Origin of the sequence: Paenibacillus vini (assembly GCF_018403325.1) — a bacterium.
GTDB classification, from domain to species: Bacteria; Bacillota; Bacilli; order Paenibacillales; family Paenibacillaceae; genus Fontibacillus; species Fontibacillus vini.
In genome coordinates, this window is sequence record NZ_BOSL01000002.1 from 107,527 (window position 1) to 134,095 (window position 26,569).

Genomic DNA, 26,569 nt, shown 5'->3' on the forward strand with positions numbered 1-26,569 from the left:
ATTGATCATGAGTTCAGCGAATCAAAACAGCATTGTTGCCGATATGAAGTTGGCCCCGGAAGGGCATTTGAAAATTGATTGGGTAGAAGCCCATATGCCGGTACTGGGACGGATCCGGAAGCAATTTGAGGCCGAGCAGCCTTTCAAAGGTCTGAAAGTCGCGATCTCGCTGCACCTGGAGGCCAAAACCGCTTATTTGGCTAAGGTGGTTCAGGCGGGCGGCGCGGAAGTTACCATCACGGGCAGCAATCCGCTGTCCACACAGGATGATGTTTGCGCGGCGTTGGTGGAGGACGGAGTGACCGTATTTGCAAAATATAATCCGGAGCCTGCCGAGTACAAGGAGCTTTTGGTTCGTGCTCTCGAAACCAAGCCGGACCTCATTATTGACGACGGCGGCGATCTCGTTACGATTCTGCATTCCGAACGCCCCGATCTGCTTGAAAATATTCGCGGCGGCGCTGAAGAAACGACTACCGGTATTTTGCGCCTGAAAGCGATGGATAAAGAAGGTAAGCTGCAATTTCCAATGGTTGCGGTCAATGACGCCTATTGCAAATACTTGTTCGATAACCGGTACGGAACCGGACAATCCGTATGGGATGGAATAAATCGGACCACCAATCTGGTCGTGGCGGGTAAAACGGTCGTTGTCGTTGGCTACGGCTGGTGCGGCAAGGGCGTGGCTATGCGGGCAAAAGGTCTCGGCGCCAATGTCATCGTAACCGAGGTGGATGCGATCAAGGCCGTAGAGGCCTATATGGACGGCTTCCGCGTAATGCCTATGCTGGAAGCGGCCAAAATTGGCGATTTCTTCGTGACGGTCACAGGCAACCGTGATGTAATTCGCGGCGAGCATTATGACGTTATGAAAGACGGAGCCATCTTGTCCAATGCGGGCCACTTCGACGTAGAAGTGAACAAGCCGGAACTGGCCGAGCGTTCCAGCTCGGTGCGGACGGTACGCCGCAATATTGAGGAATATCAACTGAAGGACGGCCGCAAAATGTATATTCTTGCGGAAGGTCGTCTCGTCAATCTCGCGGCCGGCGACGGACATCCGGCTGAAATTATGGACATGACGTTTGCATTGCAAGCCTTGTCGCTCAAATATGTGAATGAACAATATGAGAAGATCGGCAAGTCGGTCGTCAACGTGCCGTACGAGCTTGACGAGCAGGTTGCACGCTACAAGCTGGAAAGCCTCGGACTCGGGATCGATACCTTGACCGAAGAACAGCGGACATACCTTGACAGCTGGCAAGAACATTAATTAGATTGTTGATAATTTGACTACTAGAATAGCAACAATTAGCAAAGCCTTTCCTCTTCTTTAATGAAGGGGGAAGGCTTTTTTTGCCTTTGGAACTCCAAAATATGCATCAGTCTCCTGCTGAGGGTAATTTTACCGATAAAAAAAGTTTGAACATAAGAAGGATTTTGTCCTTGCATGCAGAATAAGTAGTATTCATAGTGGTGGAAAGTGGTGCAAAGTGGGGGAAAGAGGTAAGGGGTGAGCTAACCAATGTTTATGGGGGAATTCCAACATAGCATTGACGAGAAAGGCCGCATCATTATTCCGGCCAAGTTTCGTGATCTCCTGGGAACCTCTTTTGTAGTTACCCGCGGTCTGGACCAATGCCTCTTCGTTTATCCGCAATCGGAATGGGAAGTGCTGGAGCAGAAGCTCAAAGCCTTGCCGTTGATGAAATCCGATGCCCGTGCGTTTACCCGGTTCTTTTTCTCCGGGGCAACGGAATGCGAGTGGGATAAACAGGGAAGGGTAAATTTACCCGCTAATTTAAGACAGTATGCGAAGCTGGAGAAGGATTGTGTCGTTCTCGGCGTGTCGAACCGGGTAGAAATTTGGAGCCGGGATACGTGGGAGCAGTATTTCCAACAGTCGGAGGATACGTTCAACGAAATTGCGGAAAAGCTGGTTGATTTTAATTTCGATCTGTAAACATTGATAATAACCGGGTAGCTCCATGAGACTAATACATATAGCTAATCCCGGAACAGTCTGGAGGGCTGCAGTCTTGTTTCATCACATCACGGTGCTTAAGAAAGAAGCGACAGAAGGGCTGCGCATTAAGCCGGACGGCATTTATGTGGATTGCACGCTGGGCGGCGGCGGGCATAGCTCCGTTATTTTGTCCCAGCTTGGCGACGGCGGAAGATTAATCGCATTTGATCAGGATGATTGGGCATTGGATAATGCCAGAGAGAACCTGGCCGCCTACGGTGACAAGCTTACATTGGTAAAAAGCAATTTCCGTCATCTGGAGCATAAGCTCCTTGAGCTTGATGGTATCCCACAGCATAATGGGGTTCCGCAGGTTGACGGCATTTTGTTCGATCTCGGCGTTTCCTCGCCTCAATTCGATGAAGGAGATCGCGGGTTCAGCTACAATGCGGATGCTCCACTCGATATGCGAATGGATCAATCGGCGCAGTTGACGGCCCGGGAAATCATTAATGAGTGGCCGGAGCGCGAAATTGCTCGGATTTTGTTTCAATACGGCGAAGAAAAGTTTTCGAGGCGGATCGCTAAAGTGATCGCGGAAACAAGAGAAACTTCGCCGATCGAGACTACGGGTCAACTGGTCGAGCTGGTGAAGGAAGGAATTCCGGCTGCGGCTCGCCGGACGGGCGGACATCCCGCCAAACGAAGTTTTCAGGCCTTGCGGATCGCGGTCAATGATGAACTCGGCGCGCTGGAAGAAGGGTTGCATGCGGCGGTCCGGTGTTTGGCGCCGGAAGGAAGGGCCTCGGTCATTACCTTTCATTCGTTGGAAGACCGGATTTGTAAACAGATTTTTGCAAGCTATGTAGAAAAGTGCACCTGTCCTCCCGATTTTCCTTTGTGTGTGTGCGGAGGCCAAGGACAATTGAAATTGATTAATCGGAAACCGTTGGTTCCTTCGGATGAGGAACTGGAACAAAATCCGCGGGCGCGTTCGGCTAAGCTACGCGTAGCGGAGAAACTGCATTCTAAAGCGGAGGAAATGTGAGATGGCGTATACTCGGGGGAATTTGGCAGTAAAAGAACAAACAGTGGAACGCGGACAACAGTCTCCGCGATTCCGTGAAACGACGAAAGTAGTAACAAGACGCTCGCCGCTCCCGGTTCGGGAAAAGCTGCTCTATATGGTGACCGTTCTTTTCTGTGTGGCTGTAATGGGCGGTCTGTTATGGCAAAATTCCAACCTCTACAATATTAAGCGGCAAATGTACAATCTGGACACTGAAATCCAGGCGATGACCGTACAGATTAAGGAAATGTCCGTACAGAAAGAAAAGCTGCAGGAGCAAATTCCGCAAGAAGCAGCGAAGCTTGGATATGTTGAAACGTCGGAAGAAGGCTTCCATATTCAGATTCCGGCTAATTCGCAAACCGAAGGTTCGGCGGACGAAGTAACCACCGCCAAAAAATAACGTATTAAAGAGGTTTAGAGATGATCAAGAGAATAAGACTTCGGACGCTGCTGATAGGGGGATGTATTACCCTCTTTTTTGCTGTATTGATGGGGAGAGTTTTCTGGCTCCAGGTCGTTCAGGCCGATTTCTGGCAGGAACACGCCGAAGAACTCTGGTCCAAGAAGAAAACAATTACTGCCACCCGCGGGACGATTACCGACCGGAACGGGGATATTCTGGCCGTCGATGCCCCGGCTTATACCGTGGCGATAAATCCTAAATTAATTAATGAACTGAATTTAAAGGATGAGGTCGTCGACGGATTAAATGAGCTGCTTGGCAAGGACAAAGCAGAACTCGAGCAGTTGGTGATGGCGACGAAGAAGGACGGTCAATTCTACTCTCAGCGCGAGGTGCGCAATGAGGGGTGGAAAATTGATCAGGAGCTCCGGGATAAAGTGGAGGCTTTCGCCAAGGAACTGAAGGAAAAGCATAAGCTTGAAGATACGGGCATTTATTTGATCAAGGAACAAAAACGCTATTATCCTCAAAATAATCTTGCTGCCCATGTATTGGGCTACACGGACCGTGAAGGCAATGCGGTTTCCGGTCTGGAAGCCTATTACGACGAGGAATTGAAAGGGCAGAACGGCTCGATTGAGTACAAGAGTGATGGCAGGGGGATTGAAATCCCGAAAGCGAGCGAAATTTATAACCCTGTAAAGAATGGCAAGAACATCCAGCTGACGATCGACGATACGATACAGTATTATATCGAAGAAGCGATGAAGGAAGCGTTCGATGAATTGAAGCCGATCAGTATGACGGTCATAGCGGCGGATCCGAAGACGATGGACATTTTGGGAATGGCGAATCTGCCAACCTATAACCCTAATGAGTACTGGGTCGATGTGGATCAGAAGAATTTCTATAACCACGCGATCAAATCGGTATATGAGCCGGGCTCGACATTTAAGATCGTAACGCTGGCCGGTGCTGTGCAGGACGGGTTGTTTAATCCGGAAGCGAGATATATGTCGGGAAGCATCCGGGTGCCGGGACAAACGATCCATGACATGAAGCGTTCCGGTTGGGGCGAAATCAGTTATATCGAAGGCGTTAAGCGTTCTAGTAACGTTGCCTTCGTTAAATTGGGATATGAAATGCTGGGCCCTGACCGGTTGAAGGAATATGTCGACAATTTCGGGTTCGGTAAAAAAACGGGTATCGAGCTTCCTGGGGAAGCGGCGGGCGTCGTGACGCCGGTACAACAGGCGGACTTCGCGGCAATGGCCTACGGTCATGGTAAACTGCTGGTTACACCGCTGCAGCAAGTGGCTGCAATCGCAGCTGTGGCGAATGGCGGGAAATTGCTGGAACCGCACCTTGTAAAGTCGATCACCGACCCGCAGACGGGCGAAACCATTAAGACACAACCCCAAGAAATACGGCAAGTGATTTCCCCGGAAAAGGCGAAGGAAGTTGGCAGTTATCTTGAACAAGTCGTATCCGACCAGAAAATCGGGACCGGGCGCCATGCCTATATCGACGGTTACCGGGTTGCGGGTAAAACGGGAACGGCGGTAAAACCGGTGAACGGGGTATATGATTATACCAAGCAAGTTATATCTTTTATTGGCTACGCGCCGGTAGACGACCCCAAGATCGCGATTCTGGTGCTGATCGACGAACCGAAGGATTCCGAGCTGGGAGGCGGTGCCGCCGCTGCCCCGGTGTTCCAGAAGATCGCCAATCAGTCGCTGCAATATATGGGCGTGCCGAAAAAATTCGACGAGGCTTCTTCTAAATCCGTGCAAGAGAGCAACCCGGGCGTCAAAACGCCGGATCTGAAAAAACTGTCCCTACAGGAAGCGAAGAACCTGCTCAAGAGCAAAGGGATATCTTACGCCACGCTCGGCAGCGGAACCGAACTTATTTCTCAGTTTCCAAAAGCGGGCGCCACGTTGAAAGCGGGTCAGCATATGTATCTCCTGACCGAGGAAGGCAAAGCGATGTCCATTCCGAGCCTGAAGGGGGAATCGCTTCGCGAAGCGTTGGAGCTTCTCTCTGTGCTTCAGGTTTCCGTTACGGCCGAAGGCGAAGGCTATGTCGTGGACCAGACCGTCTCCGAAGAAAACGGGCAAAGAAAAGTTCATTTGCTTCTGGAACCTCCGGTCAAGGAGAATGCGGATTCCGGAGAGGATAGCAACACCGCCGAAGAGGAAACGGAAGGCGAAAACACGGATGAAGGCTCCAGATCTTCTCCATAGCTTGTTCTAACCCCTGTTTGTCCTGAATATTCATGTGATGAGATCAACATGTGACTGGATGGAACAGGGGGGCAATCGATGAGAATATCCAAAATAGTTGTAAGGCGAAGATTGTTATTTTTGCTGTGTATGCTGTGTATGCTGTTCGCGGCTCTCGCCGTCCGGCTTGCCTACGTGCAGATCGGCAAAGGGGCGGAGCTGTCGGCCAAGGCGGAAGATTCATGGCGGCGCAACATTCCTTACTCCGCAAAGCGGGGAGAAATTGCAGACCGAAACGGCAGCGTGCTGGCTTACAATATTACGACGCCAACGGTCATGGCGATTCCGGTGCAGGTGAAAACGCCGGAGACTACGGCCCGGAGCCTGGCGCCATTACTTGGGATGAGCGAGGAAGCCGTATTAAAGACGATCACCAAGAAACAATCCATAGTCAGGCTGCAACCCGGCGGACGCAAAATTACGATGGAAAAAGCGCAGCAAATTCGTGATTTGGCTCTTCCGGGTATTGTCGTTGCCGAGGACAATAAGCGGTATTATCCCTATGGAGGTCTAGCCGCTCATATTCTCGGTTTTACGGGCGGCTATAACCAGGGGCTTACCGGGGTCGAGAGTAAGTATGACAGTGAACTGAACGGGATGGGCGGCAGTGTTTCCTACTTGTCCGACGCTGGAGGCAGGTTGATGCCCGGTTCCTCGGAGAAATACGTAGAACCGAAGGACGGCCTGAACCTTACGCTGACGATCGACAAATCGATCCAGAGCATTATGGAGCGCGAGCTGGACCAGGCTATGGCCAGACTTCAGGCCAACTCAGCCTTGTCCATCGCCATGAATCCCAAAACCGGGGAGATTCTGGCCATGGCGGCCAGACCCGGCTATGACCCGGCTCAATATCAGGAAGTGGACGCCGAGGTCTATAACCGTAATTTGCCGATCTGGATGACTTATGAGCCGGGGTCCACGTTCAAAATCATCACTCTCGCTGCTGCGTTGGAAGAGAAGAAAGTCGATTTGAAAAACGAACGGTTCTTTGATCCCGGTTTTGTGAAAGTAGGAGGGGCTACGCTGCGCTGCTGGAAAAGAGGCGGTCATGGCAGCCAGACCTTTTTGCAAGTGGTTGAGAATTCCTGCAACCCCGGGTTTGTGGCATTGGGCCAACGATTGGGGAAAGAATCCTTGTTCAAATATATCAAGGATTTTGGTTTCGGCACCAAGACCGGCATCGATTTGGGCGGTGAGGAGAATGGTATCCTGTTTAAGTTGCCTAGGGTAGGGCCGGTGGAACTGGCCACGACTTCTTTTGGCCAAGGGGTGTCCGTGACGCCGATTCAGCAGATAACCGCGGTTTCGGCGGCGATAAACGGAGGTAAACTTTATAAGCCCTATGTAGCCAAATCATGGACTAACCCCGATACGGGTGAAGTAGTGCACACGAACGCTCCGGAAATGGTCCGTCAGGTAATTTCGGAGGAAACGTCGAAGCAGGTGCGGGAAGCGCTGGAAAGCGTAGTTGCCAACGGTACCGGGGGCAACGCGTTTATCGACGGCTACCGGGTCGGCGGCAAGACGGGGACCGCGCAGAAGGTTATTAACGGACGGTATTCGCAAAATGAACATATCGTTTCGTTTATCGGCTTCGCTCCGGCGGACGATCCTCAGATCGTCATCTATACGGCGGTCGATAATCCCCAAGGAATTCAGTTCGGCGGCGTCGTAGCGGCTCCGATCGTTCGTAATATTATGAAGGACGCTCTGGAGTACATGCAGATCGCGCCTCGCACGGATCAGGTCGCCAAGAAATATAAATATGGCGAAACACCTGTAGTCACGGTCCCTGATTTGGTCGGACATACGGCTCAAGAAATATACGAGGACCTGAACATGAACTTTAACCTTGCAAAATCCGGGGCCGGAAACGTCGTGATCAACCAGGCGCCCAAAGCGGGAACCCGGGTGGATAAAGGGTCGACGATCCGGATTTATATGGGAAGCGAAGCGGATGCGGAGCAGGGCCACCAGCATGAAACAAGTGAATAATATTCCTGAAATTATCATTTTTTGGTGATAATATGGATAGGTGTGTTTGAGTAATGGAAAGAGGGGAATTTTATGCTGCTTAAAGACTTAACAACTTACTTAATAGCTTCGGAACTAAAAGGCGATGATCATACGGAGTGCAGTGGCATTTCCATCGATTCCCGCCACGTTCAGCCCGGCGATCTGTTTGTATGTCTGCCGGGTCATACGGTTGACGGGCATGATTATGCGGCGAAGGCCGCCGAGCAAGGCGCAGTGGCGCTCGTCGTGCAGCGGTGGCTGGACGACGTTTCTCTCCCTCAGCTTAAAGTTAAGGATAGCCGGTTGGCGATGGCGATATTGGGGAATGTATTTTTCGGGTCGCCAAGCTCGGAACTGAACGTGATTGGCGTTACGGGTACGAACGGAAAAACGACGACCACATATTTGATCGAACGTATTCTTGAGGATCAAGGCAAGCAAACCGGCCTGATCGGAACGATTCAGCGCAGATTCGCCGGCCAGACTTTTCCGATGTCGGGAACGACGCCGGAATCGCTGGATCTGCAGCGTTACCTGCATGAAATGAAAGAAGCGGATATGTCGTATTGCGTCATGGAGGTTTCATCGCATGCGTTGGAACAGGGCCGTGTGAAAGGGACGAAATTCCGTACTGCGGTGTTTACAAATCTTACGCAGGATCATCTGGATTACCATAAGTCCATGGAGGAGTACCGGGCGGCCAAGGGATTGCTCTTCTCCCGGCTTGGCAATACCTTTGCTTCCGAACCCAGTCAGCGGAGCTATGCCGTATTGAACGCCGATGATCCGGCTTCCGCTTATTTTGCCAAGCAAACGGCAGCGGAGACAATCACTTATGGTGTTGAGCATGAGGCGGATGTACGGGCTTCGAACATCTCCATCACGGCGAAAGGAACTTCCTTCCATGTGGAAACGTTCCGCGGCAGTGAAGACATCACTTTAAGAATGGTCGGCAAATTTAACGTATACAATGCGCTCGCAGCGATTTCCGCCGCGCTCCTGGAAGGTATCGCGCTTTCCGATATTAAGACCAGCCTCGAAGCCATCAAGGGAGTCGAGGGCCGCGTAGAGGCGGTGGACGAAGGACAATCTTTTGCAGTGATCGTGGATTACGCGCACACGCCGGATGGACTGGAAAACGTGTTGAACACAGTGAATGAGTTCGCACAGGGCAAAGTCATCTGCGTATTCGGCTGCGGAGGAGACCGGGACCGCACGAAACGGCCGATTATGGGCAAAATCGCAGCGCGGTTGTCCGGCCATATCATCGTAACTTCCGATAATCCGCGTACGGAGAATCCGGATCTGATTTTGAGCGACATTGAAGCAGGTTTGAAAGAGGACCAAGTACCAAGCGACCGATACGAGCTCATTGTGGACCGTCGCAAAGCGATTCAAAAGGCTATTGAAATGGCAAGCCAAGGCGATGTAGTATTGATTGCGGGGAAAGGGCATGAAACCTACCAGTTGATCGGCAAAGAGGTACACGATTTCGATGACCGGATCGTGGCCAAAGAAGCGATAAGGGGTTTAGACAAGTGATAAAACGAAAATTAGCGGAACTTGCCGCCATGTGCGGCGGACACGTTGCAGATGCCGGCGATTCCGACATCACCATAGAGGGAGTCGTCACCGACTCCCGCAAAATCAAGCCGGGATGTCTGTTCATTCCACTGGCCGGGGAACGTTTTGACGGCCATGACTTCGCCGGCGATTGTCTGGCGGCCGGAGCGTCAGCCGTGCTGTGGTCCGAGTCCAAAGGCAGCCCTCCCGGGCCGGCCGTGATTGTGGACGACACGCTCGAAGCGATGCAGCGCCTTGCAAAAAGTTACCTTGCGGCCTGCGGAACCAAGGTGATCGGCATAACGGGCAGCAACGGAAAGACTACGACGAAGGATCTCGTATTCTCGTTGCTGGCTACGACTTTCAAAGTGCATAAAACACAGGGTAATTTCAACAATCATATCGGTTTACCGTTGACGATCCTCGCCATGCCGGAGGATACCGATATCGCGGTTCTGGAGATGGGAATGAGCGGCCGGCACGAAATCGAATTGCTGTCGAAGCTTGCTGAACCGGAAACGGCCATCGTGACCAATATCGGTGAGGCGCATCTTCTGCAACTGGGCTCCAGACTGGAAATAGCCCGGGCGAAGCTGGAGATTCTGTCCGGTATGAAGCAGGGCGGATTGTTTGTTTACAATGGGGACGAACCTCTCATCGCTCAGGTTTTAGCGGAACCTTCCACCGAAAAACCGGAGGGACTGAGAATGTTCACCTTCGGCCTTGACGGAAGTAATGACGATTCTCCGAGCGGGATTATGTATATGGAGGAAGAGACGGTATTTACCTCTCGTGCTGGGGGGAGCGCGTCGCTGAGACTTCCGCTGCTTGGCGAGCATAATGTGGTCAATGCGCTGGCGGCGCTGGCGGTTGCACGGCATTACGGTGTATCCGAAGATGACATTGAGGAAGGTCTCCGTCGGGTCGAACTGACGGGAATGCGGATTGAAACGATTGCAGGCGCAAGCGGAATTACGATTTTGAACGATGCCTACAATTCGAGTCCTATCGCCGTGAAGGCCGCAATCGGGGTGCTTGAAAAAAAACGCGGTTACCGGAAAAAGATTGCCGTGCTTGGCGATATGCTGGAGCTTGGGCCGACGGAAGATGAATTTCACCGTGAAGTCGGCAGATTTCTTACACCCGAAAAGGTAGATCTTCTGTTTGCGTATGGCCGGCTTGCCGAGAAAATCGCGGAAGGCGCCGCGGAAAATTTGGAGCCAGGAACCATTTTTGCATATCATGATAAAAGTGAGCTTATTGAAAAGTTGATTTCTATGCTGCATCCGAAGGATGTGCTGCTTGTGAAGGCTTCGCGGGGAATGAAGCTGGAAGAGGTCGTCGACGCAGTCAAAAATAGCAATCTAGAGACATAATACCGGCGAAAGGGGGGTGATCCCATGGACTTTGGACTTATTCTTTTAACGATCGGCGTATCATTTATTTTAGCGGTGATCTCGGCCCCTTTGCTGATTCCTTTGCTGCGGCGAATGAAATTTGGACAGCAGATTCGCGGCGAGGGTCCGCAGAGCCATCAAAAAAAGGCGGGAACGCCGACTATGGGCGGGATCGTTATCATATTGGCGTTCACGCTGGCTTTCTTGAAATTTTCTGTAATCAACACTGATTTTTACGTATTGCTTGTAGCGACACTTGGTTTCGGTTTGGTCGGTTTTCTGGACGACTATATCAAAATTGTGTTTAAGAGATCGCTGGGTTTAACGCCTAGACAAAAAATGTTCGGACAATTGTTGTTCTCCGGTATTGTCTGCGCCTTGCTGATTTCGGAAGGACACAGTACGGCTATCGGCATTCCGGGAACGCAAATCTCTTTTGACTGGGGAGCCTGGTTCTATTATCCGTTTATTATCATCATGATGCTGGCCATCAGCAACGCAGTCAATTTTACCGACGGTTTGGACGGATTGCTCTCCGGCGTCAGCGCAATTGCTCTCGGAGCTTACGCGGTAATTGCGATGCAGGCTACGTCACTTCCGGCTGCGGTTTGCGCGGCGGCCATGATCGGCGCAGTGCTCGGCTTTCTCGTGTTTAACGCGCATCCGGCCAAGGTATTCATGGGTGACACGGGGTCTCTCGGCATCGGCGGGGCGATTGCGGCTATCGCGATCGTTACCAAGAGCGAATTGCTGTTCCTCGTCATCGGCGGGATTTTCGTAATTGAAATGCTGTCGGTCGTGCTGCAGGTGGTGTCGTTTAAAACCCGCGGGAAGCGAATCTTTAAAATGAGCCCGATCCACCATCACTTTGAATTGTCGGGATGGTCGGAATGGCGCGTCGTCGTCACATTTTGGGCGGTCGGCTTGGTGCTGGCGGGTATTGGACTTTACTTGAACAAGGGGTTGTAGAGATGAAACATCCAGATGAATACCGGGGACGACAAGTGGTTGTTCTCGGTCTAGCGAAAAGCGGCGTGCAGGTCGCCAAAACCCTACACCGGAGCGGCGCAGTCGTCACGGTCAACGATAAAAAGTCGAGGGAAGAGAGTCCCGAAGCATCCGAATTGGAGGCTTTGGGAATTTCTGTTGTATGCGGGGGGCATCCGGAAGGGCTGATTAACCCTGCTGTAGAACTGGTCGTCAAGAACCCTGGCATTCCTTACACGGCACCGCCAGTCGCTAAGGCACTTGAGCTTGGAATCGAGGTCGTGAGCGAGGTGGAGGTCGCTTATCATTTGTCCAAAGCGCCGATGATCGGTATTACCGGATCCAACGGTAAGACGACGACAACGACCTGGATCGGCAACATGCTGGAGGCGGCGAGTCTGTCCCCGGTCATAGCCGGTAATATTGGGACGCCTCTCTGTGCAGCGGCCGAGACGGCCGACGCCGAAGACTGGCTGGTCGTTGAGCTCAGCAGCTTCCAGCTCAAAGGGACACGGGAATTTCGTCCCGAGGTGGCTGTTTTACTGAACATCGCCGAGACGCATCTGGATTATCACGGTACGATGGACGATTATATTTCCTCCAAGGCCAAGATTTTTGCCAATCAAACGGAGGAAGATACGGCTGTTATCAATTGGGACGACCCCGTTTGCAGAGAATTGGTGCCTTACATCAAGGCGAAGCTGCTGCCTTTCTCGATGACGGAGGAGCTGCGTACGGCCGGGGTATACGTTAAACCGGCTTACGTTCCGGATGTACAGGACGGACTTAGCCGTAGCGTTGTTTACCGCGATGAGGAAGGACAGGAGCATACGATCGTAGAAACGGCGGAAATCGGCCTGGCGGGCCGGTTTAACGTAGGGAACGCCCTTGCTGCGGTTGCAGCCTGCGTAGCGGCCGGCGCGGCGCCGGAGTCGCTTGCGGAGCCGCTGCGTACGTTTCGCGGCGTGGAGCATCGCCTGGAGTTCGTCGAAGTTAGAGACGGCGTGGCTTATTATAACAATTCCAAGGCCACGAATTCCAAAGCGACCGCGATGGCGCTCGGCGCCCTGGATAAGCCGATCGTCCTGATCGCCGGAGGCCTTGATCGGGGCTCCGATTATATGGAACTCCTTCCTGTTTTCAAAGATAAAGTGAAGGCAATAGTAGCTTTGGGCCAGACGAAGGAGAAAATCGGAAGAGTAGCCGAATTAGCGGGTCTAAGCGACATCGAGCTGGTCGATACTGGAGACAGCGCCGCGGAAACGCTGCGGACCGCAATCTCCAAGGCTGCTGGCCTGGCCGAGGATGGGGACATTGTGTTGCTCTCGCCGGCTTGTGCGAGCTGGGACATGTTCTCGTCCTATGAAGAGCGTGGACGCATTTTTAAAGAGGCGGTGCATACCCTTTAAGTAGGGGGGTGGAAAAGCCCCTACTTCCTTGTTAAGAGGTGGCTTCCGCGATGGTCAAAGGCCGCAACAAACCGGATTTTTGGTTAATGGCCAGCATTTTCGGCTTGCTGGCAATCGGAATTGTGATGGTTTACAGTGCGGGTTCCGTACTCGCTTTCCATGATTACGGCGATTCCTTCTACTTTGTAAAACGTCAAGCTTTGTTTGCTGTTCTTGGTTTCGTAGCAATGTTTTTTACGATGAACGTAGATTACCGGATTCTGAAAAAATACGCCAAGGTGCTGCTCCTGATTTGCTTCGGGTTACTTGTCATCGTATTGATTCCCGGTATTGGGGTAGTGCGCGGCGGCGCCCGAAGTTGGCTCGGCATCAGCTCGTTCGGCATACAGCCTTCCGAGTTTATGAAGCTGGGCATGATTCTTTTTCTATCCTATTGGCTAAGTAAAGAAGATTATAGAATCACCCATTTCACCAAAGGCCTGCTTCCGCCGCTAGGCATCATCGGCGCCGCGTTCGGCCTCACTATGCTTCAACCGGACCTCGGTACGGGTACAGTAATGCTGGGTGCCTCGCTGCTGATCGTGTTTACGGCCGGCGCGAAGATCAAGCACCTCGCCGGATTGGCCGCCGTAGGGGCTCTAGGCTTCGTTGGGCTCATCCTGGCTGCGCCTTACCGGCTGCAGCGGATTACTGCTTTCCTTGATCCTTGGTCCGACCCGCTCGGCGCGGGCTATCAGATCATCCAGTCCCTTTATGCAATCGGACCGGGTGGATTGGCCGGTTTGGGCCTGGGCATGAGCCGGCAAAAGTACAGCTACGTACCGGAACCGCAAACGGATTTTATATTTTCTATTTTGGCCGAAGAGTTGGGATTCATAGGAGGGCTGCTGGTCCTTCTGCTGTTCTTGATCCTGGTGTGGCGGGGCATGAGGGTAGCGATGACGATTGATGATATGTTCGGCAGTTTGCTGGCTGTCGGTATCGTAGGTATGGTAGGCGTTCAGGTCGTTATCAATATCGGTGTTGTCATTGGCCTCATGCCGGTCACGGGGATTACGCTGCCTCTCATCAGTTACGGGGGTTCATCCCTGACCTTGATGCTGACGGCACTTGGCATTCTACTAAATTTATCCCGTTATGCGAGGTGAGAATATGCGCGTCGTACTGAGCGGCGGCGGCACGGGGGGACATATTTATCCTGCGCTGGCCGTAGCAAGCAGATGTGCTGAGGAGATTCCCGGTTCCGAGTTCTTATATATCGGCGGAGAGAGAGGGCTGGAAAGCTCTCTGGTTCCGAAAACGGAGATTCCGTTTAAAGCGATAGATATTACGGGCTTCCGCAGGAAGCTTTCTTTTGAAAATATGAAAACCGTCATGCGCTTTCTCAAAGGCGTGAGAAAGTCCAAACAGATGCTCCGCGAATTTAAGCCGGACGTAGTGATCGGCACGGGCGGTTATGTATGCGGACCTGTCGTTTATGCGGCGGCCAAGCTTGGCATTCCGAGCATCATACATGAACAAAATGCGGTACCCGGGCTGACAAACCGTTTTCTGAGCAAATACGTCTCTACCGTGGCGGTCAGCTTCGAAGGCTCCGAGACCGCCTTTCCCGGGGCGCGGAACATTATTTATACGGGAAATCCCCGGGCGACAACCGTTTTTGAGGCGGATAAAAACAAAGGCTTTGAATCGCTGGGACTGCCCGCAAGCAGTTCCATCGTGCTCGTTGTCGGTGGAAGCCGGGGAGCTAAAGCCATTAACGATGCGATGGTCGATATGGCTCCATATTTAAAGGAGCTGGATCATCTTTCTTTTGTGTATGTGACCGGAGACAACTACTATGCGCCGACGATGGAGGCCATTCAGGCCAAAACCGGCGCATTGCCGCGCAATTTGCAGGTGCTGCCTTACGTGCATAATATGCCTGAAGTGTTGGCTTCAACGTCGTTGATCGTGAACAGAGCCGGCGCTTCCTTCCTGGCTGAAATGACGGCCCTTGGCATCCCGTCGATTCTGATTCCGTCGCCGAACGTGACGAACAATCACCAGGAGAAGAATGCCAGAACGCTGGAACAAGCCGGAGCGGCCCGGGTTATTTTAGAGCCGGAGCTTTCCGGTAAAGCACTGTTCACAGCAGTTCAAGAGATTATGAGCAACAAAGTGCGGCATGAATCCATGTCAAAGTCTTCAAGAAAACTCGGGAAGCCGGATTCCGCCCATTTGATCGTTGAGGAAATCCGGCGTCTTACCGGGTCAGGTCGTTCATAAGTCGTCCGCAAGCCCTGGTTCTGGGCGATTGTCACACTCTCCATAAGGAAGGCATAAGATACCCTATAAATCGTGACATTCTTCATTTCAATGGGATCTCGGAAGACGAATGCATTTCTTCTTGGTCTCTTATGGACCCGGGCGCCGGCTTTAGCCGGGCGGCAATACCGGAACCCAGGCCTTGCGCTTAAGCGGGGCGGGGATTCCGGATGTTAATCAGGGAGGGATTTTGCGATGCAGCAGTGGATATCGAAACTATCACACCAAGAAGTCGGGACGGTGTTGCTTAACGAACCGATGTCGAAATATACAACATGGAAAATCGGCGGTCCCGCTGACGCCTTGATCGTTCCCGAAAATAAAGAACAACTTGCGAACCTCGTCCGCCTGCTTCATGAAGAGCAGGTTCCCTGGATGACGGTGGGCAAGGGCTCCAACATGCTCGTATCGGATAAAGGCATTCGCGGCGCCGTTATCAAATTAGGTACAGGGCTTGAGGAGATCGAATTCAAGGGAACGGACGTGGAGGCAGGCGGAGGCGCATCCTTCGTCAGATTAAGCATCATGGCCGGAAAGCAGGGAATGACCGGTCTGGAATTTGCCGGCGGAATACCCGGAACAGTGGGGGGAGCCGTGTATATGAACGCCGGCGCACACGGGTCCGATGTGTCACGCATATTCAAATCCGCTGAAATTGTTCTGGAGACAGGTGAATTGGTAACTTACGGCGCTGAGGATATGGAGTTTGCATACCGGCATTCCATCTTGCATGAACGGCGCGGAATTGTGGCCCGGGCTAATTTTACGCTGGAGGCCGGCGATCGTTTGGAGATTGCCGCGGCCATGGCGGCCTATAAGGACCGGCGGCGCAAAACCCAACCGCTACAGCAGCCTTGTGCCGGAAGTGTATTTCGCAATCCGCCGGGCGATCACGCGGCAAGATTGATTGAAGCCGCAGGACTCAAGGGCCATAGTGTTGGCGGAGCCGAAATATCCACATTGCATGCCAATTTCATCGTCAATACCGGGCAAGCGACAGCAGAGGACGTTCTTAGGCTCATGGAGCAAATCAAGGCCACCATTTTTTCCAAATTTGAAGTCGCACTGGTGCCGGAGGTCTTCTTCGTGGGTGAACGGTAAACTCGGAGGTGATACATTGGACAAATTGGTGATCGAAGGCGGGAGACCCCTATCAGGATCCATTCGTATCCATGGAGCGAAAAATGCCGCACTGCCGATTATGGCAGCCAGCCTGCTGGCTGAAGGCAAGGTGCAACTTCGAAATGTCCCCCGTCTGCTCGATATTGACGTCATGCTCGGGATCTTGAACCGTTTGGGCTGCAATGCAGTTCATAAAGACGACACGATTATTGTGGATTCGAGCGGAGCGGATTCCTGTCATGTGCCGGAAGATTTGATGAAGCAAATGCGTTCCTCCATTTTCCTCATGGGCCCCCTTCTGGCAAGGTTCGGGGAAGTTTGTATCTATCAGCCGGGCGGCTGCGCGATTGGAGAACGGAAGATTGACTTGCACCTGAGAGGCTTGGAGGCTTTAGGAGCAGTCATCGAAGAAAACGATCATCAGATCTGGTGCCGGGCCGCAAAACTGAAGGGGAACGATATTCATCTCGACTTCCCCAGCGTTGGAGCGACGGAGAATATTATGATGGCGGCTGCGCTCGCGGAAGGCACTACGGTGATTACGAATGCAGCGAGAGAGCCGGAGATACAAGATTTGCAGAACTTTTTAAATGCATTGGGCGGAAATGTGATGGGGGCCGGAACGGATACGATCACGATTCGGGGAGTAGAATCGCTTGAGCCTTGCGATTACGAGATTATTCCCGACCGGATCGTCGCGGGAACCGCGCTGATTGCGGCTGCCGCAACACGCGGAACGGTGACGCTTACCCATTGCAATCCGGCGCACCTGACCTCGCTGTTCCATGTGCTGCGCCGGGCCGGTGTTCAAATCGGATCGTGCGATGATATAATAACCGTAAGCGGCACCGGACGTCCCAAGGCGGTTGAACGGATCGTTACTTCACCGTATCCTTCTTTTCCTACCGATCTGCAGTCTCAGGTGATGGTGCTTCTGTCGCTTGCCGACGGGATGAGCCTGATGAAAGAGACGGTATTCGAAGGAAGATTCAAACATGTGGATGAGCTGGTGCGGATGGGCGCCGACATATCGGTGGATTTGAATTCTGCCTTTATCCGCGGAGTACCCCGTTTATACGGCGCTACGGTGGAAGCCACGGATTTGCGGGCGGGAGCCGCTCTCGTCATTGCGGGGTTAGCCGCGCAAGGCAAGACGGTTGTTGAGCAGATCCATCATATCGACCGCGGCTACGACCGGATCGAGTTGATGTTTCAAAAGCTCGGCGGCGTAATGCACCGGGAAACCCCGGCATTGAAACAACTGGATTTGGCCTGATCCAAGCCTTGGTCCCCTCCTGATGGAGGGGATACGGGCTTTATTAAGATATCAGAAGGTATGAACTTCGGGGTATTATCTGCCTGATATCGGAAGAAAAACTTCCTCTAAACGCGGTCTGGCTTCCATGAAAGTACGTCGATAGACGTTTTTCTTATTAGCATGGACAATCGATGAACGGAGCACAGATCTTATAAGTTCTTGTTCAAAAAGTCGACTTTTCAGCACCGAGAAGGTTGGATGAAGGAGGGACTGAGGAGCGGCGCGTAGGCAAAACCTACGTGAGCACCGGAAGGCCCGCCTGAATTCAAGATTCGATGTCGGTTAAGGGCCCTGAAATGCTTCGTGATCAAAAGGTGACTTTTTGAACAACCTCTATAAACTATATCGGAGAAATATTATGCCAAAAGCTAACGTGCCTATCCTTAAAGAGCCCAAGCCGAAAAAGAAAAGCAGCCGGAAAGTGGCGGTAGTTTTATTCCTGCTGGTGCTTATCCTGCTTTGCGTGTTGTTTTTTCGTTCGTCTTTAAGCAAAATTTCGGAAATTGCTTTCGAAGGAAATCTGTATCAGTCCGACCAGGAACTGCTTGAGATTTCCGGGTTGAAGGCGGGTGCCCCGTTTTTTGGGACAAGCGCCTCCAAAATTGAGGACAAGCTTACGAAAGTGCCGTCGATCGAAGAAGTTACCGTGGACAAGTCTTTTCCGGGCAGCATTAAAATTACGGTTCGGGAATACCCGGTCGTCGCCTATGAGCTCTCCGCGGAAGGCAGCTTAAACGGCTTGTTGGCAAACGGAACGAAGATCAATCTGAAGAACGGGTCCATGCCGATCGAAAAACCGATTTTGACCGGCTGGTCCGGGGATGATCCTAATCTAGCAAAATTATGCGCTACTTTGGCCAAAATTCCGGATTCCCTGATTTCGGAAATTTCGGAAATTACGCCGTCGCCTTCCGTGTCTTATCCCGACCGGATCAAAATGTATACCAGGTCGCATTTCGAGATCATTTCCGCGATCTCTGTCCTGCCTGACAAAGCGGAGTACATGAACCTGATCATGGATTCCCAGGATCCCGGGACGCTGACCTTGCTCGAGGCCGATAGCTATCTGCCTTATGCGCCCTCCGGGGAGGAGACGGAAGGTGAAAATGATACTACTCATGAGTGACAAACAATGATAAAATACATTTTATGGGCTAGTTTCCTATCCCCCTCTTTTCTCTGATTCTATGCAAAACTTGGAAGTAAAAAATTTGTAGAAAAAAGAGGGAAAGGTTAAGCCGCGTTGAATAAGTAGAGAGTGCATTTTACAAACGTCATTATATTTTTATGGGAAATAGGAGGTGCCAGGGGCTTGAGCAACAATGACATCATTGTTAGTTTGGACATCGGTACATCCAAAGTTCGTGCTATTATTGGGGAAATTAGTAATGGAACCTTTAATATTATTGGGGTTGGATCTGCCGACTCGGAAGGAATTCGCAAAGGCGCGATTGTAGATATTGACCAGACGGTTCTCTCGATCCGTAATGCAGTGGATCATGCGGAACGTATGGTGGGTATTCAAATATCGGAAGTGTACGTCGGCATTTCGGGAAATCATATCGGACTCCAAACGAGCCATGGAGTTGTAGCCGTACAAAATGAAGACCGGGAAATCGGAGAAGACGATATCGATCGGGTTCTGAAGGCAGCCGAGGTGATTGCGCTTCCTCCGGAACGGGAAATTATAGACGTCGTCGCCAAGCAGTACGTGGTTGACGGGTTAGAAGGAATTCAGGATCCCCGCGGAATGATCGGGGTTCGCCTGGAGGTCGAAGCGACCATCATTACCGGTGCCAAAACGGCGATACATAATTTGCTTCGCTGTGTGGAAAAATCCGGACTTAAGGTGCGGGATCTTGTTCTTCTGTCGTTGGGTTCGGGTCAATTGGCTCTATCCAAGGACGAAAAGACGATGGGTTCGGTACTGGTGGACATCGGCGCCGGTTCCACAACAATCGCGGTATTCGAAAGCGGCACGATTGTAGCTACATCCACGCTTCCGATTGGGGGAGAATTTATAACGAACGATATCGCGTACGGCCTACGTACGCTGACTGACCAGGCGGAGAAGGTGAAGCTGAAGTATGGCTGCGCGTCCATGGAGGATGCGGCGCCGGACGTCACTTTCAAGGTAACACGCATTGGCAGCAATGTGGATAAGGAATTTACCCAAGAGGATCTTTCCGCGATAGCGGAGCCTCGGGTACAGGAAATATTCCAAATGATCGGCCAGGAAGTCAAACGACTCGGTTACAACGAACAGCCTGGAGGTTATATACTTACGGGAGGTACCGTCTCCATGCCGGGTTTGCTGAAGATTGCCCAGCAAGAACTGGCCGCTTCCGTGCGGATCGCCGTTCCCGATTATATCGGGGTGCGTGATCCGGGATTTACCGGAGGCGTGGGGATCCTTTATAAGGTGATCAAGAACATCCGAATCCGGAATGCAAGCCCGAAGAAAACGGCGAATCGGCCGAAACCCGCGGGACCGCAGGAAACGGTTGGGAAGACAGGCGTTATGGAACGCCTTAAGAAATTATTCAGCGAATTTATATAAGGATTATTACGATGGACGGGCCATCCATGCACAATGAGGGGGAGATGGAAGAGTATGTTGGAATTTGATTTTGAAATGGAGAGCTTGGCTCAAATAAAAGTCATCGGTTGCGGCGGCGGCGGTAGCAATGCCGTCAACCGGATGATCGAGAACGGTGTTCAGGGGGTTGAGTTCATTACGGTGAACACGGACGCCCAAGCACTGCATTTGGCCAAATCCGAACATAAGCTGCAGATTGGCGATAAATTAACGCGCGGACTCGGGGCCGGTGCCAACCCGGAAGTCGGGAAGAAGGCCGCTGAGGAATCGCGCGATTTGATCGCAAACACGCTGAAGGGCGCCGATATGGTGTTCGTGACAGCCGGAATGGGCGGCGGTACGGGTACCGGTGCTGCGCCGGTTATTGCGGAAATTGCCAGAGAATGCGGCGCGCTTACCGTTGGCGTCGTCACGCGTCCGTTCACTTTCGAGGGACGCAAACGCTCCTCGCAAGCCGATATCGGAATTGAGGCGTTAAAAGAAAAGGTAGATACGTTAATCGTCATTCCGAACGACCGACTTTTGGAAATCGTCGACAAGAAAACGCCGATGCTGGAAGCGTTCCGTGAAGCGGATAACGTACTTCGTCAGGCTGTTCAGGGCATTTCCGACCTGATCGCCGTACCGGGCTTGATCAACCTCGACTTTGCCGACGTTAAGACCATCATGACCGAGCGGGGTTCCGCACTCATGGGTATCGGATATGCAACCGGCGAGAATCGTGCGGCTGAGGCTGCTCGCAAAGCGATCATGAGCCCGCTGCTCGAAACGTCAATCGAGGGTGCACGCGGTGTAATTATGAACATTACCGGCGGAGCAAACCTGTCGTTGTATGAAGTAAATGAAGCGGCAGAAATCGTAATTTCGGCTTCCGATCCGGAAGTGAATATGATCTTCGGTGCCATCATCGACGAGAACATGAAGGAAGATATCAAGGTAACGGTGATTGCTACCGGCTTTGAGCACAAGGCTCCGCCGATGTTACCGGGCCGCAAACCTGCTGCTGCAGGCACAACCGAACAACCGCAGGAGAACCGCAATACGTCTTCTTCACTCAGACCGTTCGGGAACCAGCCAAGCGGGGATCAGTTGGACATCCCTACTTTCCTCCGGAATCGTCGGAACAATAACGAATAATCTATATAATCAAAAGTCTTCCCCGAAGACCTCTTCCCTGTATTGGGAGGAGGTCTTTTTTTCTTTTCCGGCATCCCGGTAATGGCAGGTGGCCTGGCGTGAAGTATTTAGAGAATTGACGAATAAGGAATCGATATGTTATATATTATGCAAACGGTTTCATTATTTAGCAATTAGACTTGTCCGCTATTACAGGATAGAGAGGAGGAGAATAGTGCTGATTGCGCAAACGATTGCGCAACTTGGAGATTGAACATTCTATTCGCATAAACAGGAGGCCGGATAAAATGAAGCTAGGGAAGAAGAGAAAAGGAAAAGTCATTTTTTCATTTTTTATGATACTCTCATTACTGTTCAGTTCCGCTGGGTTAAGTTTAGCTGCAGAGGAAGCTCCTGACGTTCCAGAAGAAAGCGCAGCCTCGCTAAGTGGCGTCGCGACTGAAGTGCCTGCCGGACATGTCCGGATCCACTACAACGGGAATACGGACGGAACGGGGATATGGTTATGGGGTGATGTAGCGGAGCCTTCGCAAAACTGGTCTTCCGGTGCAAGCGCCTTCAATCCTGATCAAGCCGACAGTTATGGATATTACCTCGATATCAAGCTTAGCGAAGGTGCGAAGAAGGTCGGATTTCTTGTAGTACACCGAACTACGGGAGAGAAGGAGGGAGGCGACAAAAACCTGACCCTGTCCTCCTCGGCCATGAACGAGGTCTGGATCAAGGCGGGTTCGGATCAAGTCTACTCGTATGAACCTGTAGATTTGCCTGCAAACACGGTCCGGATTCATTACTCCCGCGATGACCAGAATTATGGCACCTACGGTCTTTGGTTATGGGGGGACGTGCTGGCACCTACCGAAGATTGGCCAAAGGGGGCGGTTCCTTTTGTCGCAGAGCAAACTGACCGTTATGGCGCCTATGTGGATGTTCCGCTCCAGCCGGAAGCCAAAAAGATAGGTTTCCTGGTCGTCAACCGCAATAATGGAGACGAGAAGGACGGCGGTGACAAATCGTTTAGCCTAATGGATCGGTACAACCGCTTATGGATTAAGCAAGGCGACAACAATGTCTATGTCTCTCCTTACGGGGAAGTTCCGGTAGGACTCGTATCTGCAGAGGTCTTGTCCGAAAGTAAACTTTTACTGGGCTTTACCATGACGGATGGACTGGAACCAGATGCCTTGAAGGATGAACTTGTGATTAAGGATAGCCAAGGAGCAGAAGTTAAAGTCAATCAAGTAAACATAACGAGCACTACGTCGGTTGAAGCGGAAGTATCCGGCGCAAGTCTGCTTGAGCATCTTCCTCTGAGCGTGACCTATTCCGGAAAGACGGTTACGGCTTCAACTAGTTGGAGAATGCTGGATGAGATGTTTTATTACGACGGAGACGATCTGGGGGCGACTTACCACGACGGCGGCGTAACGTTCAAACTTTGGTCCCCGACCGCCAGCTCCGTTACGGCAAGCGTCTATGACAAAGACGATTCGACGCGTTACATAGGCAGCATCGACCTGGTTCGGGGAGACCAGGGGGTGTGGGCGGCGGAGGCGTCTCCTGCCGACTTTCAGACCTCCGATTTGAAGGGATACTTCTACCAGTACTTTGTCACGAATCAAGGAGTAACAAAGGCTGTGCTCGATCCGTATGCCAAATCCATGGCGCCATTTCGAGTGGATACGAACGGTAAGCCCGGTCCTGATGGTGATATCGTCGGTAAGGCGGCCATCGTAGACTTGAGCGACACGAATCCCGAAGGATATGACTTTGCTCAAATTGACGGCTATGAGAAGCGGGAGGATGCTGTCGTTTGGGAAATTCATGTAAGGGACTTTACTTCCGATCCTTCCATTGAAGGCGATTTGAACGGAAAATGGGGCTCATATAAAGCGTTCGGCGATAAACTGGATTATTTAAAATCGCTGGGAGTCACCCACGTTCAATTGCTCCCCGTTATGGCATGGTATTACGGGGACGAGATGAACATGGAAGAGAGAGAACTCGATTATTCGACACAAGGCAATGAATACAACTGGGGATATGATCCGCACAATTATTTTTCACCGGATGGAGCTTATTCCGAGAACCCTGCAGACCCGCAGCTACGGATCGAAGAATTGAAAGGCATGATCGATGCCACTCATGAAGCGGGAATGGGCGTTATTCTTGATGTGGTCTATACCCATATGGCCAAAGCCGACTTCTTGAACGACATCGTGCCGGACTATTATGCCTGGAAAGACGCCAACGGAAATAATGTCGGCGGCTTCGGCAACAACCTGGCAACTAACCACAAGATGGCCGAAAAATTAATGGTGGACTCCGTCAAGTACTGGTTCGATGAGTATAAAATTGACGGCATACGCTGGGATATGATGGGCGATGCCACTTATGAAGCCGTTCAGAACGCCTACGACGAAGCCGTCAAGATCAATCCGGATGTCCTCTTTATCGGGGAAGGCTGGCGGACATTCAGCGGCGGGATTGCGGAACCGGCTCTGGAAGGGCATGGAGCAACCCAAGACTGGATGAACAAAACGGATAATGTCGGCGTATTCTCGGATGAAATCCGGAATGAATTGAAGTCCGGCTTCGGTTCGGAGGGAGAACCAAGATTTATTACCGGCGGTGCAAGGCCGATTGAAACGATATTCAATAACATCAAGGCTCAGCCTTCCAATACGCCGGCGGACGATCCCGGAGATATGGTGTCCTATATCGAGGCTCATGACAATCTGCCGCTCTATGACGTCATCGCTCAGTCTATCAAAAAGGATCCGGCCGTTCCGGCCAATGATCTGGAAATCCATAAGCGCATCCGCTTGGGGAATCTGCTGATTATGACTTCGCAGGGAACGGCGTTCCTTCATGCGGGGCAGGAATACGGACGAACCAAGCAGTGGAAAGGGGAAGGCTTGCCTGAGCAAAAATATCATGAACTGAAAGATGAGTCCGGCAATGCCTTCGGCTATTTCGTTCATGATTCCTATGATTCTTCCGATGCGGTCAATATGTTCGACTGGACCAAAGCGACGGATGCGGAGAAATTCCCTGTCAATCATGTCACAAGGGAGTATACGAGAGGACTGATCGAGCTGAGAAAGTCGACCAATGCCTTTACGTTGGGCGATATGAAGCTTGTAGATCAGAATGTCACGCTGATCCAGTCGCCTGAAATGGCCGTCGACAGCGATCTGCTCATCGCATACAAAAACAAAGCAACTGATGGCAGCGGAAATTACTATGTATTCGTGAACGCGGACAGTAAGCCGAGAACGCTGAGCCTGCAGGAGAATTTAACCTCAGGCAAAGTACTAGTCGATAATGATGAGGCTGGCAAGAATGGCGTTTCACAACCTTCAGGTTTCCAGCTTACATCAAGTTCCATAACACTTGAGCCATTAACGTCCGTAATTATTCAAACACAAGGCTCGGATAACGGTAATCCAGGAAATCCGGGTAATCCGGGTAATCCCGGAAACGGTGGGGGAGATACCGGGTCAAACGGGTCCGCATCATCTAAAGACAACTCCTTGGACTCCTTAAAGAAACGGCTCGGCAGCCTGCCTGCAAGCGATGCTCAGGCGGCAGAAGCTATTTTGAAAGAGCTGGATACGCTTGGAACGGTAACGGCCTATGAAGCGAAGGATAAAGACGGGAAGAAGGTTTGGAAGGTCGATCCGAAGCAGCTTCAGTCCGCCCTGGATCGGTTGACTAATGGTTTGGATTTGATCCGGCAACAATTAGCGGGGAAGACCGGTCTATTAAATCAAATTAATACCGGGTCAGCCGTGGTCATTAACACCGGCGGACAGCCGGGTGACACATTGGAACTGACGCTGACCGGCTCCTATCTTGCCAAGCTGGAAGCTGCCGGAATCGCTTTGAAAGTACGGACGGCGGATGCAACGGCAAATATTGCGGCCGGAACAAGTCCAATGGCCATGAATCTCTCCACAATTCAGGAGATGAACCTTCGGTTTGCCGTTGTTGACGGGGCCGAAGCGCAAAGCTTGTTGTCGAACGCAGGGGTCGCTGGACGAGATCTGAAGCCGGCCGGAAATCTACTTTCCTTCACCGGCTATACCTTAGACAACTCTGGTAACCGAATCGAAATCTCGGCATTTAACAAGCCGATAATGATGTCTCTGTTGCTGTCTAAGGAAGAAATGCAGAAGCTTAGCGATAAGAGAAAATCCGGTGTATATCAGTTGAACGATAACGGTGACGTTCAGTTCCGTGGAGGAAAGTTCGGTAGCGGGGCCGTAAGCTTTGATACTACGAACACCGGGAATTATTCCGTAATGGAATCGAACAAAACGTTCAAGGATTCTTCCGACAGCTGGGCCAAAACCTATATTGAGATTCTAGTGGCTCGTGGCGTTGCAACAGGAATCGATGACGAACGTTTTGCGCCGCAGACTGCGGTAACAAGGGGGCAGTTGACAGCTTTCCTGGGCAGAGCCCTGCAGTTGGGTGAAGCCGAAGGAACTGCACCGTTCAGTGATGTGGCCGCGGGTTCGTATTACCAAGGCTTCATAATCGCCTTGAAGCCGGCCGGAATTGTCTCTGGCTATGAAGACGGAACCTTCCGTCCGGACCAGAAAGTAACGCGGGAAGAAATGCTTACCATGGTGATGAAGGGCTACGAATATTTGAAAGGCAATTCCCTCGCCGGCCTGCCGGCAGGAAATCCTTCTATCGGTTCCTTTGCGGACGAAGATCAGATCAGTAGTTTTGCTCTGGACAGCGTGCAAGCCGCAAGAAATCTGGGAATGATCGGCGGCTTGCCTGAAGGCAAGTTTGCTCCTCAGGAACAGGCTACCCGGGATCAGGTGGCAAAAGTATTAGTTCTGCTGATGGAAGTAACGGGACAGTTTTAAACATAGCAAGCGGTAGAGAACCGGCTCAAGGGTTAAGATGAACCTTGAGCCGGTTTTTCTATTTTTAAGTTATATCATTCCTGGCTGTCGACAAAA

Annotated in this window: 18 protein-coding genes; all 18 read left to right on the forward strand. The window is 51.7% G+C overall.

Annotation, left to right across the window (positions count from 1 at the left end):
* Window positions 1-7 precede the first annotated feature (7 nt).
* The 18 genes from KJS57_RS03800 to KJS57_RS03885 all read left to right on the forward strand — a co-directional run bounded on the left by KJS57_RS03800 (window position 8) and on the right by KJS57_RS03885 (window position 26,473).
* On the forward strand, window positions 8-1,273 hold the full coding sequence (locus KJS57_RS03800; protein ID WP_211019804.1) for an adenosylhomocysteinase: 1,266 nt from the start codon (window positions 8-10) through the stop codon (window positions 1,271-1,273).
* 252 nt (window positions 1,274-1,525) lie between these two features.
* Window positions 1,526-1,963: a division/cell wall cluster transcriptional repressor MraZ gene (mraZ, locus tag KJS57_RS03805; RefSeq protein WP_213653844.1), complete on the forward strand. Its 438-nt coding sequence runs from the start codon at window positions 1,526-1,528 to the stop codon at window positions 1,961-1,963.
* Between the two features lie 76 nt (window positions 1,964-2,039).
* On the forward strand, window positions 2,040-3,014 hold the full coding sequence (gene rsmH, locus KJS57_RS03810; RefSeq protein WP_213653845.1) for a 16S rRNA (cytosine(1402)-N(4))-methyltransferase RsmH: 975 nt from the start codon (window positions 2,040-2,042) through the stop codon (window positions 3,012-3,014).
* Window position 3,015: 1 nt separating this feature from the next.
* Window positions 3,016-3,438: a hypothetical protein gene (locus KJS57_RS03815; RefSeq protein WP_211019801.1), complete on the forward strand. Its 423-nt coding sequence runs from the start codon at window positions 3,016-3,018 to the stop codon at window positions 3,436-3,438.
* A gap of 20 nt (window positions 3,439-3,458) precedes the next feature.
* Window positions 3,459-5,690: a penicillin-binding transpeptidase domain-containing protein gene (locus KJS57_RS03820; RefSeq protein WP_213653846.1), complete on the forward strand. Its 2,232-nt coding sequence runs from the start codon at window positions 3,459-3,461 to the stop codon at window positions 5,688-5,690.
* A 78-nt stretch (window positions 5,691-5,768) separates the two neighbouring features.
* Window positions 5,769-7,727, forward strand: coding sequence for a stage V sporulation protein D (locus KJS57_RS03825; protein ID WP_213653847.1), 1,959 nt, complete (start codon window positions 5,769-5,771; stop codon window positions 7,725-7,727).
* Window positions 7,728-7,799: 72 nt separating this feature from the next.
* The gene (locus KJS57_RS03830; RefSeq protein ID WP_213653848.1) at window positions 7,800-9,290 is read left to right on the forward strand and encodes a UDP-N-acetylmuramoyl-L-alanyl-D-glutamate--2,6-diaminopimelate ligase; all 1,491 of its coding nucleotides are present in this window, start codon (window positions 7,800-7,802) and stop codon (window positions 9,288-9,290) included.
* Window positions 9,290-10,687, forward strand: a complete 1,398-nt coding sequence (locus KJS57_RS03835) for a UDP-N-acetylmuramoyl-tripeptide--D-alanyl-D-alanine ligase (RefSeq protein WP_244861409.1) — start codon at window positions 9,290-9,292, stop codon at window positions 10,685-10,687. Before KJS57_RS03830 ends, KJS57_RS03835 begins: the two co-directional genes overlap by 1 nt.
* Window positions 10,688-10,711: 24 nt before the next feature.
* The gene (gene mraY / locus KJS57_RS03840) at window positions 10,712-11,677 is read left to right on the forward strand and encodes a phospho-N-acetylmuramoyl-pentapeptide-transferase (RefSeq protein ID WP_211019797.1); all 966 of its coding nucleotides are present in this window, start codon (window positions 10,712-10,714) and stop codon (window positions 11,675-11,677) included.
* Window positions 11,678-11,679: 2 nt separating this feature from the next.
* Window positions 11,680-13,104 (forward strand): UDP-N-acetylmuramoyl-L-alanine--D-glutamate ligase, encoded by a 1,425-nt coding sequence (gene murD / locus KJS57_RS03845; RefSeq protein ID WP_213653849.1) that lies wholly within the window; start codon window positions 11,680-11,682, stop codon window positions 13,102-13,104.
* A 50-nt stretch (window positions 13,105-13,154) separates the two neighbouring features.
* Window positions 13,155-14,252, forward strand: coding sequence for a stage V sporulation protein E (spoVE, locus tag KJS57_RS03850; RefSeq protein ID WP_211019795.1), 1,098 nt, complete (start codon window positions 13,155-13,157; stop codon window positions 14,250-14,252).
* Between the two features lie 4 nt (window positions 14,253-14,256).
* Entirely contained in the window at window positions 14,257-15,372 is a 1,116-nt protein-coding gene (gene murG / locus KJS57_RS03855; RefSeq protein ID WP_211019794.1) for an undecaprenyldiphospho-muramoylpentapeptide beta-N-acetylglucosaminyltransferase, read from the forward strand.
* Window positions 15,373-15,606: 234 nt separating this feature from the next.
* A complete protein-coding gene (murB, locus tag KJS57_RS03860; RefSeq protein ID WP_211019793.1) occupies window positions 15,607-16,512 on the forward strand; it encodes a UDP-N-acetylmuramate dehydrogenase in 906 nt (301 codons plus the stop codon).
* A gap of 16 nt (window positions 16,513-16,528) precedes the next feature.
* Window positions 16,529-17,809 (forward strand): UDP-N-acetylglucosamine 1-carboxyvinyltransferase, encoded by a 1,281-nt coding sequence (gene murA / locus KJS57_RS03865; protein ID WP_213653850.1) that lies wholly within the window; start codon window positions 16,529-16,531, stop codon window positions 17,807-17,809.
* Window positions 17,810-18,209: 400 nt separating this feature from the next.
* A complete protein-coding gene (locus KJS57_RS03870; RefSeq protein ID WP_211019791.1) occupies window positions 18,210-18,977 on the forward strand; it encodes a cell division protein FtsQ/DivIB in 768 nt (255 codons plus the stop codon).
* Between the two features lie 186 nt (window positions 18,978-19,163).
* On the forward strand, window positions 19,164-20,411 hold the full coding sequence (ftsA, locus tag KJS57_RS03875) for a cell division protein FtsA (RefSeq protein WP_211019790.1): 1,248 nt from the start codon (window positions 19,164-19,166) through the stop codon (window positions 20,409-20,411).
* 54 nt (window positions 20,412-20,465) lie between these two features.
* On the forward strand, window positions 20,466-21,587 hold the full coding sequence (gene ftsZ / locus KJS57_RS03880; RefSeq protein WP_211019789.1) for a cell division protein FtsZ: 1,122 nt from the start codon (window positions 20,466-20,468) through the stop codon (window positions 21,585-21,587).
* Window positions 21,588-21,874: 287 nt separating this feature from the next.
* Window positions 21,875-26,473, forward strand: a complete 4,599-nt coding sequence (locus KJS57_RS03885) for a pullulanase (protein ID WP_213653851.1) — start codon at window positions 21,875-21,877, stop codon at window positions 26,471-26,473.
* The last annotated feature ends 96 nt before the right edge of the window (window positions 26,474-26,569 follow it).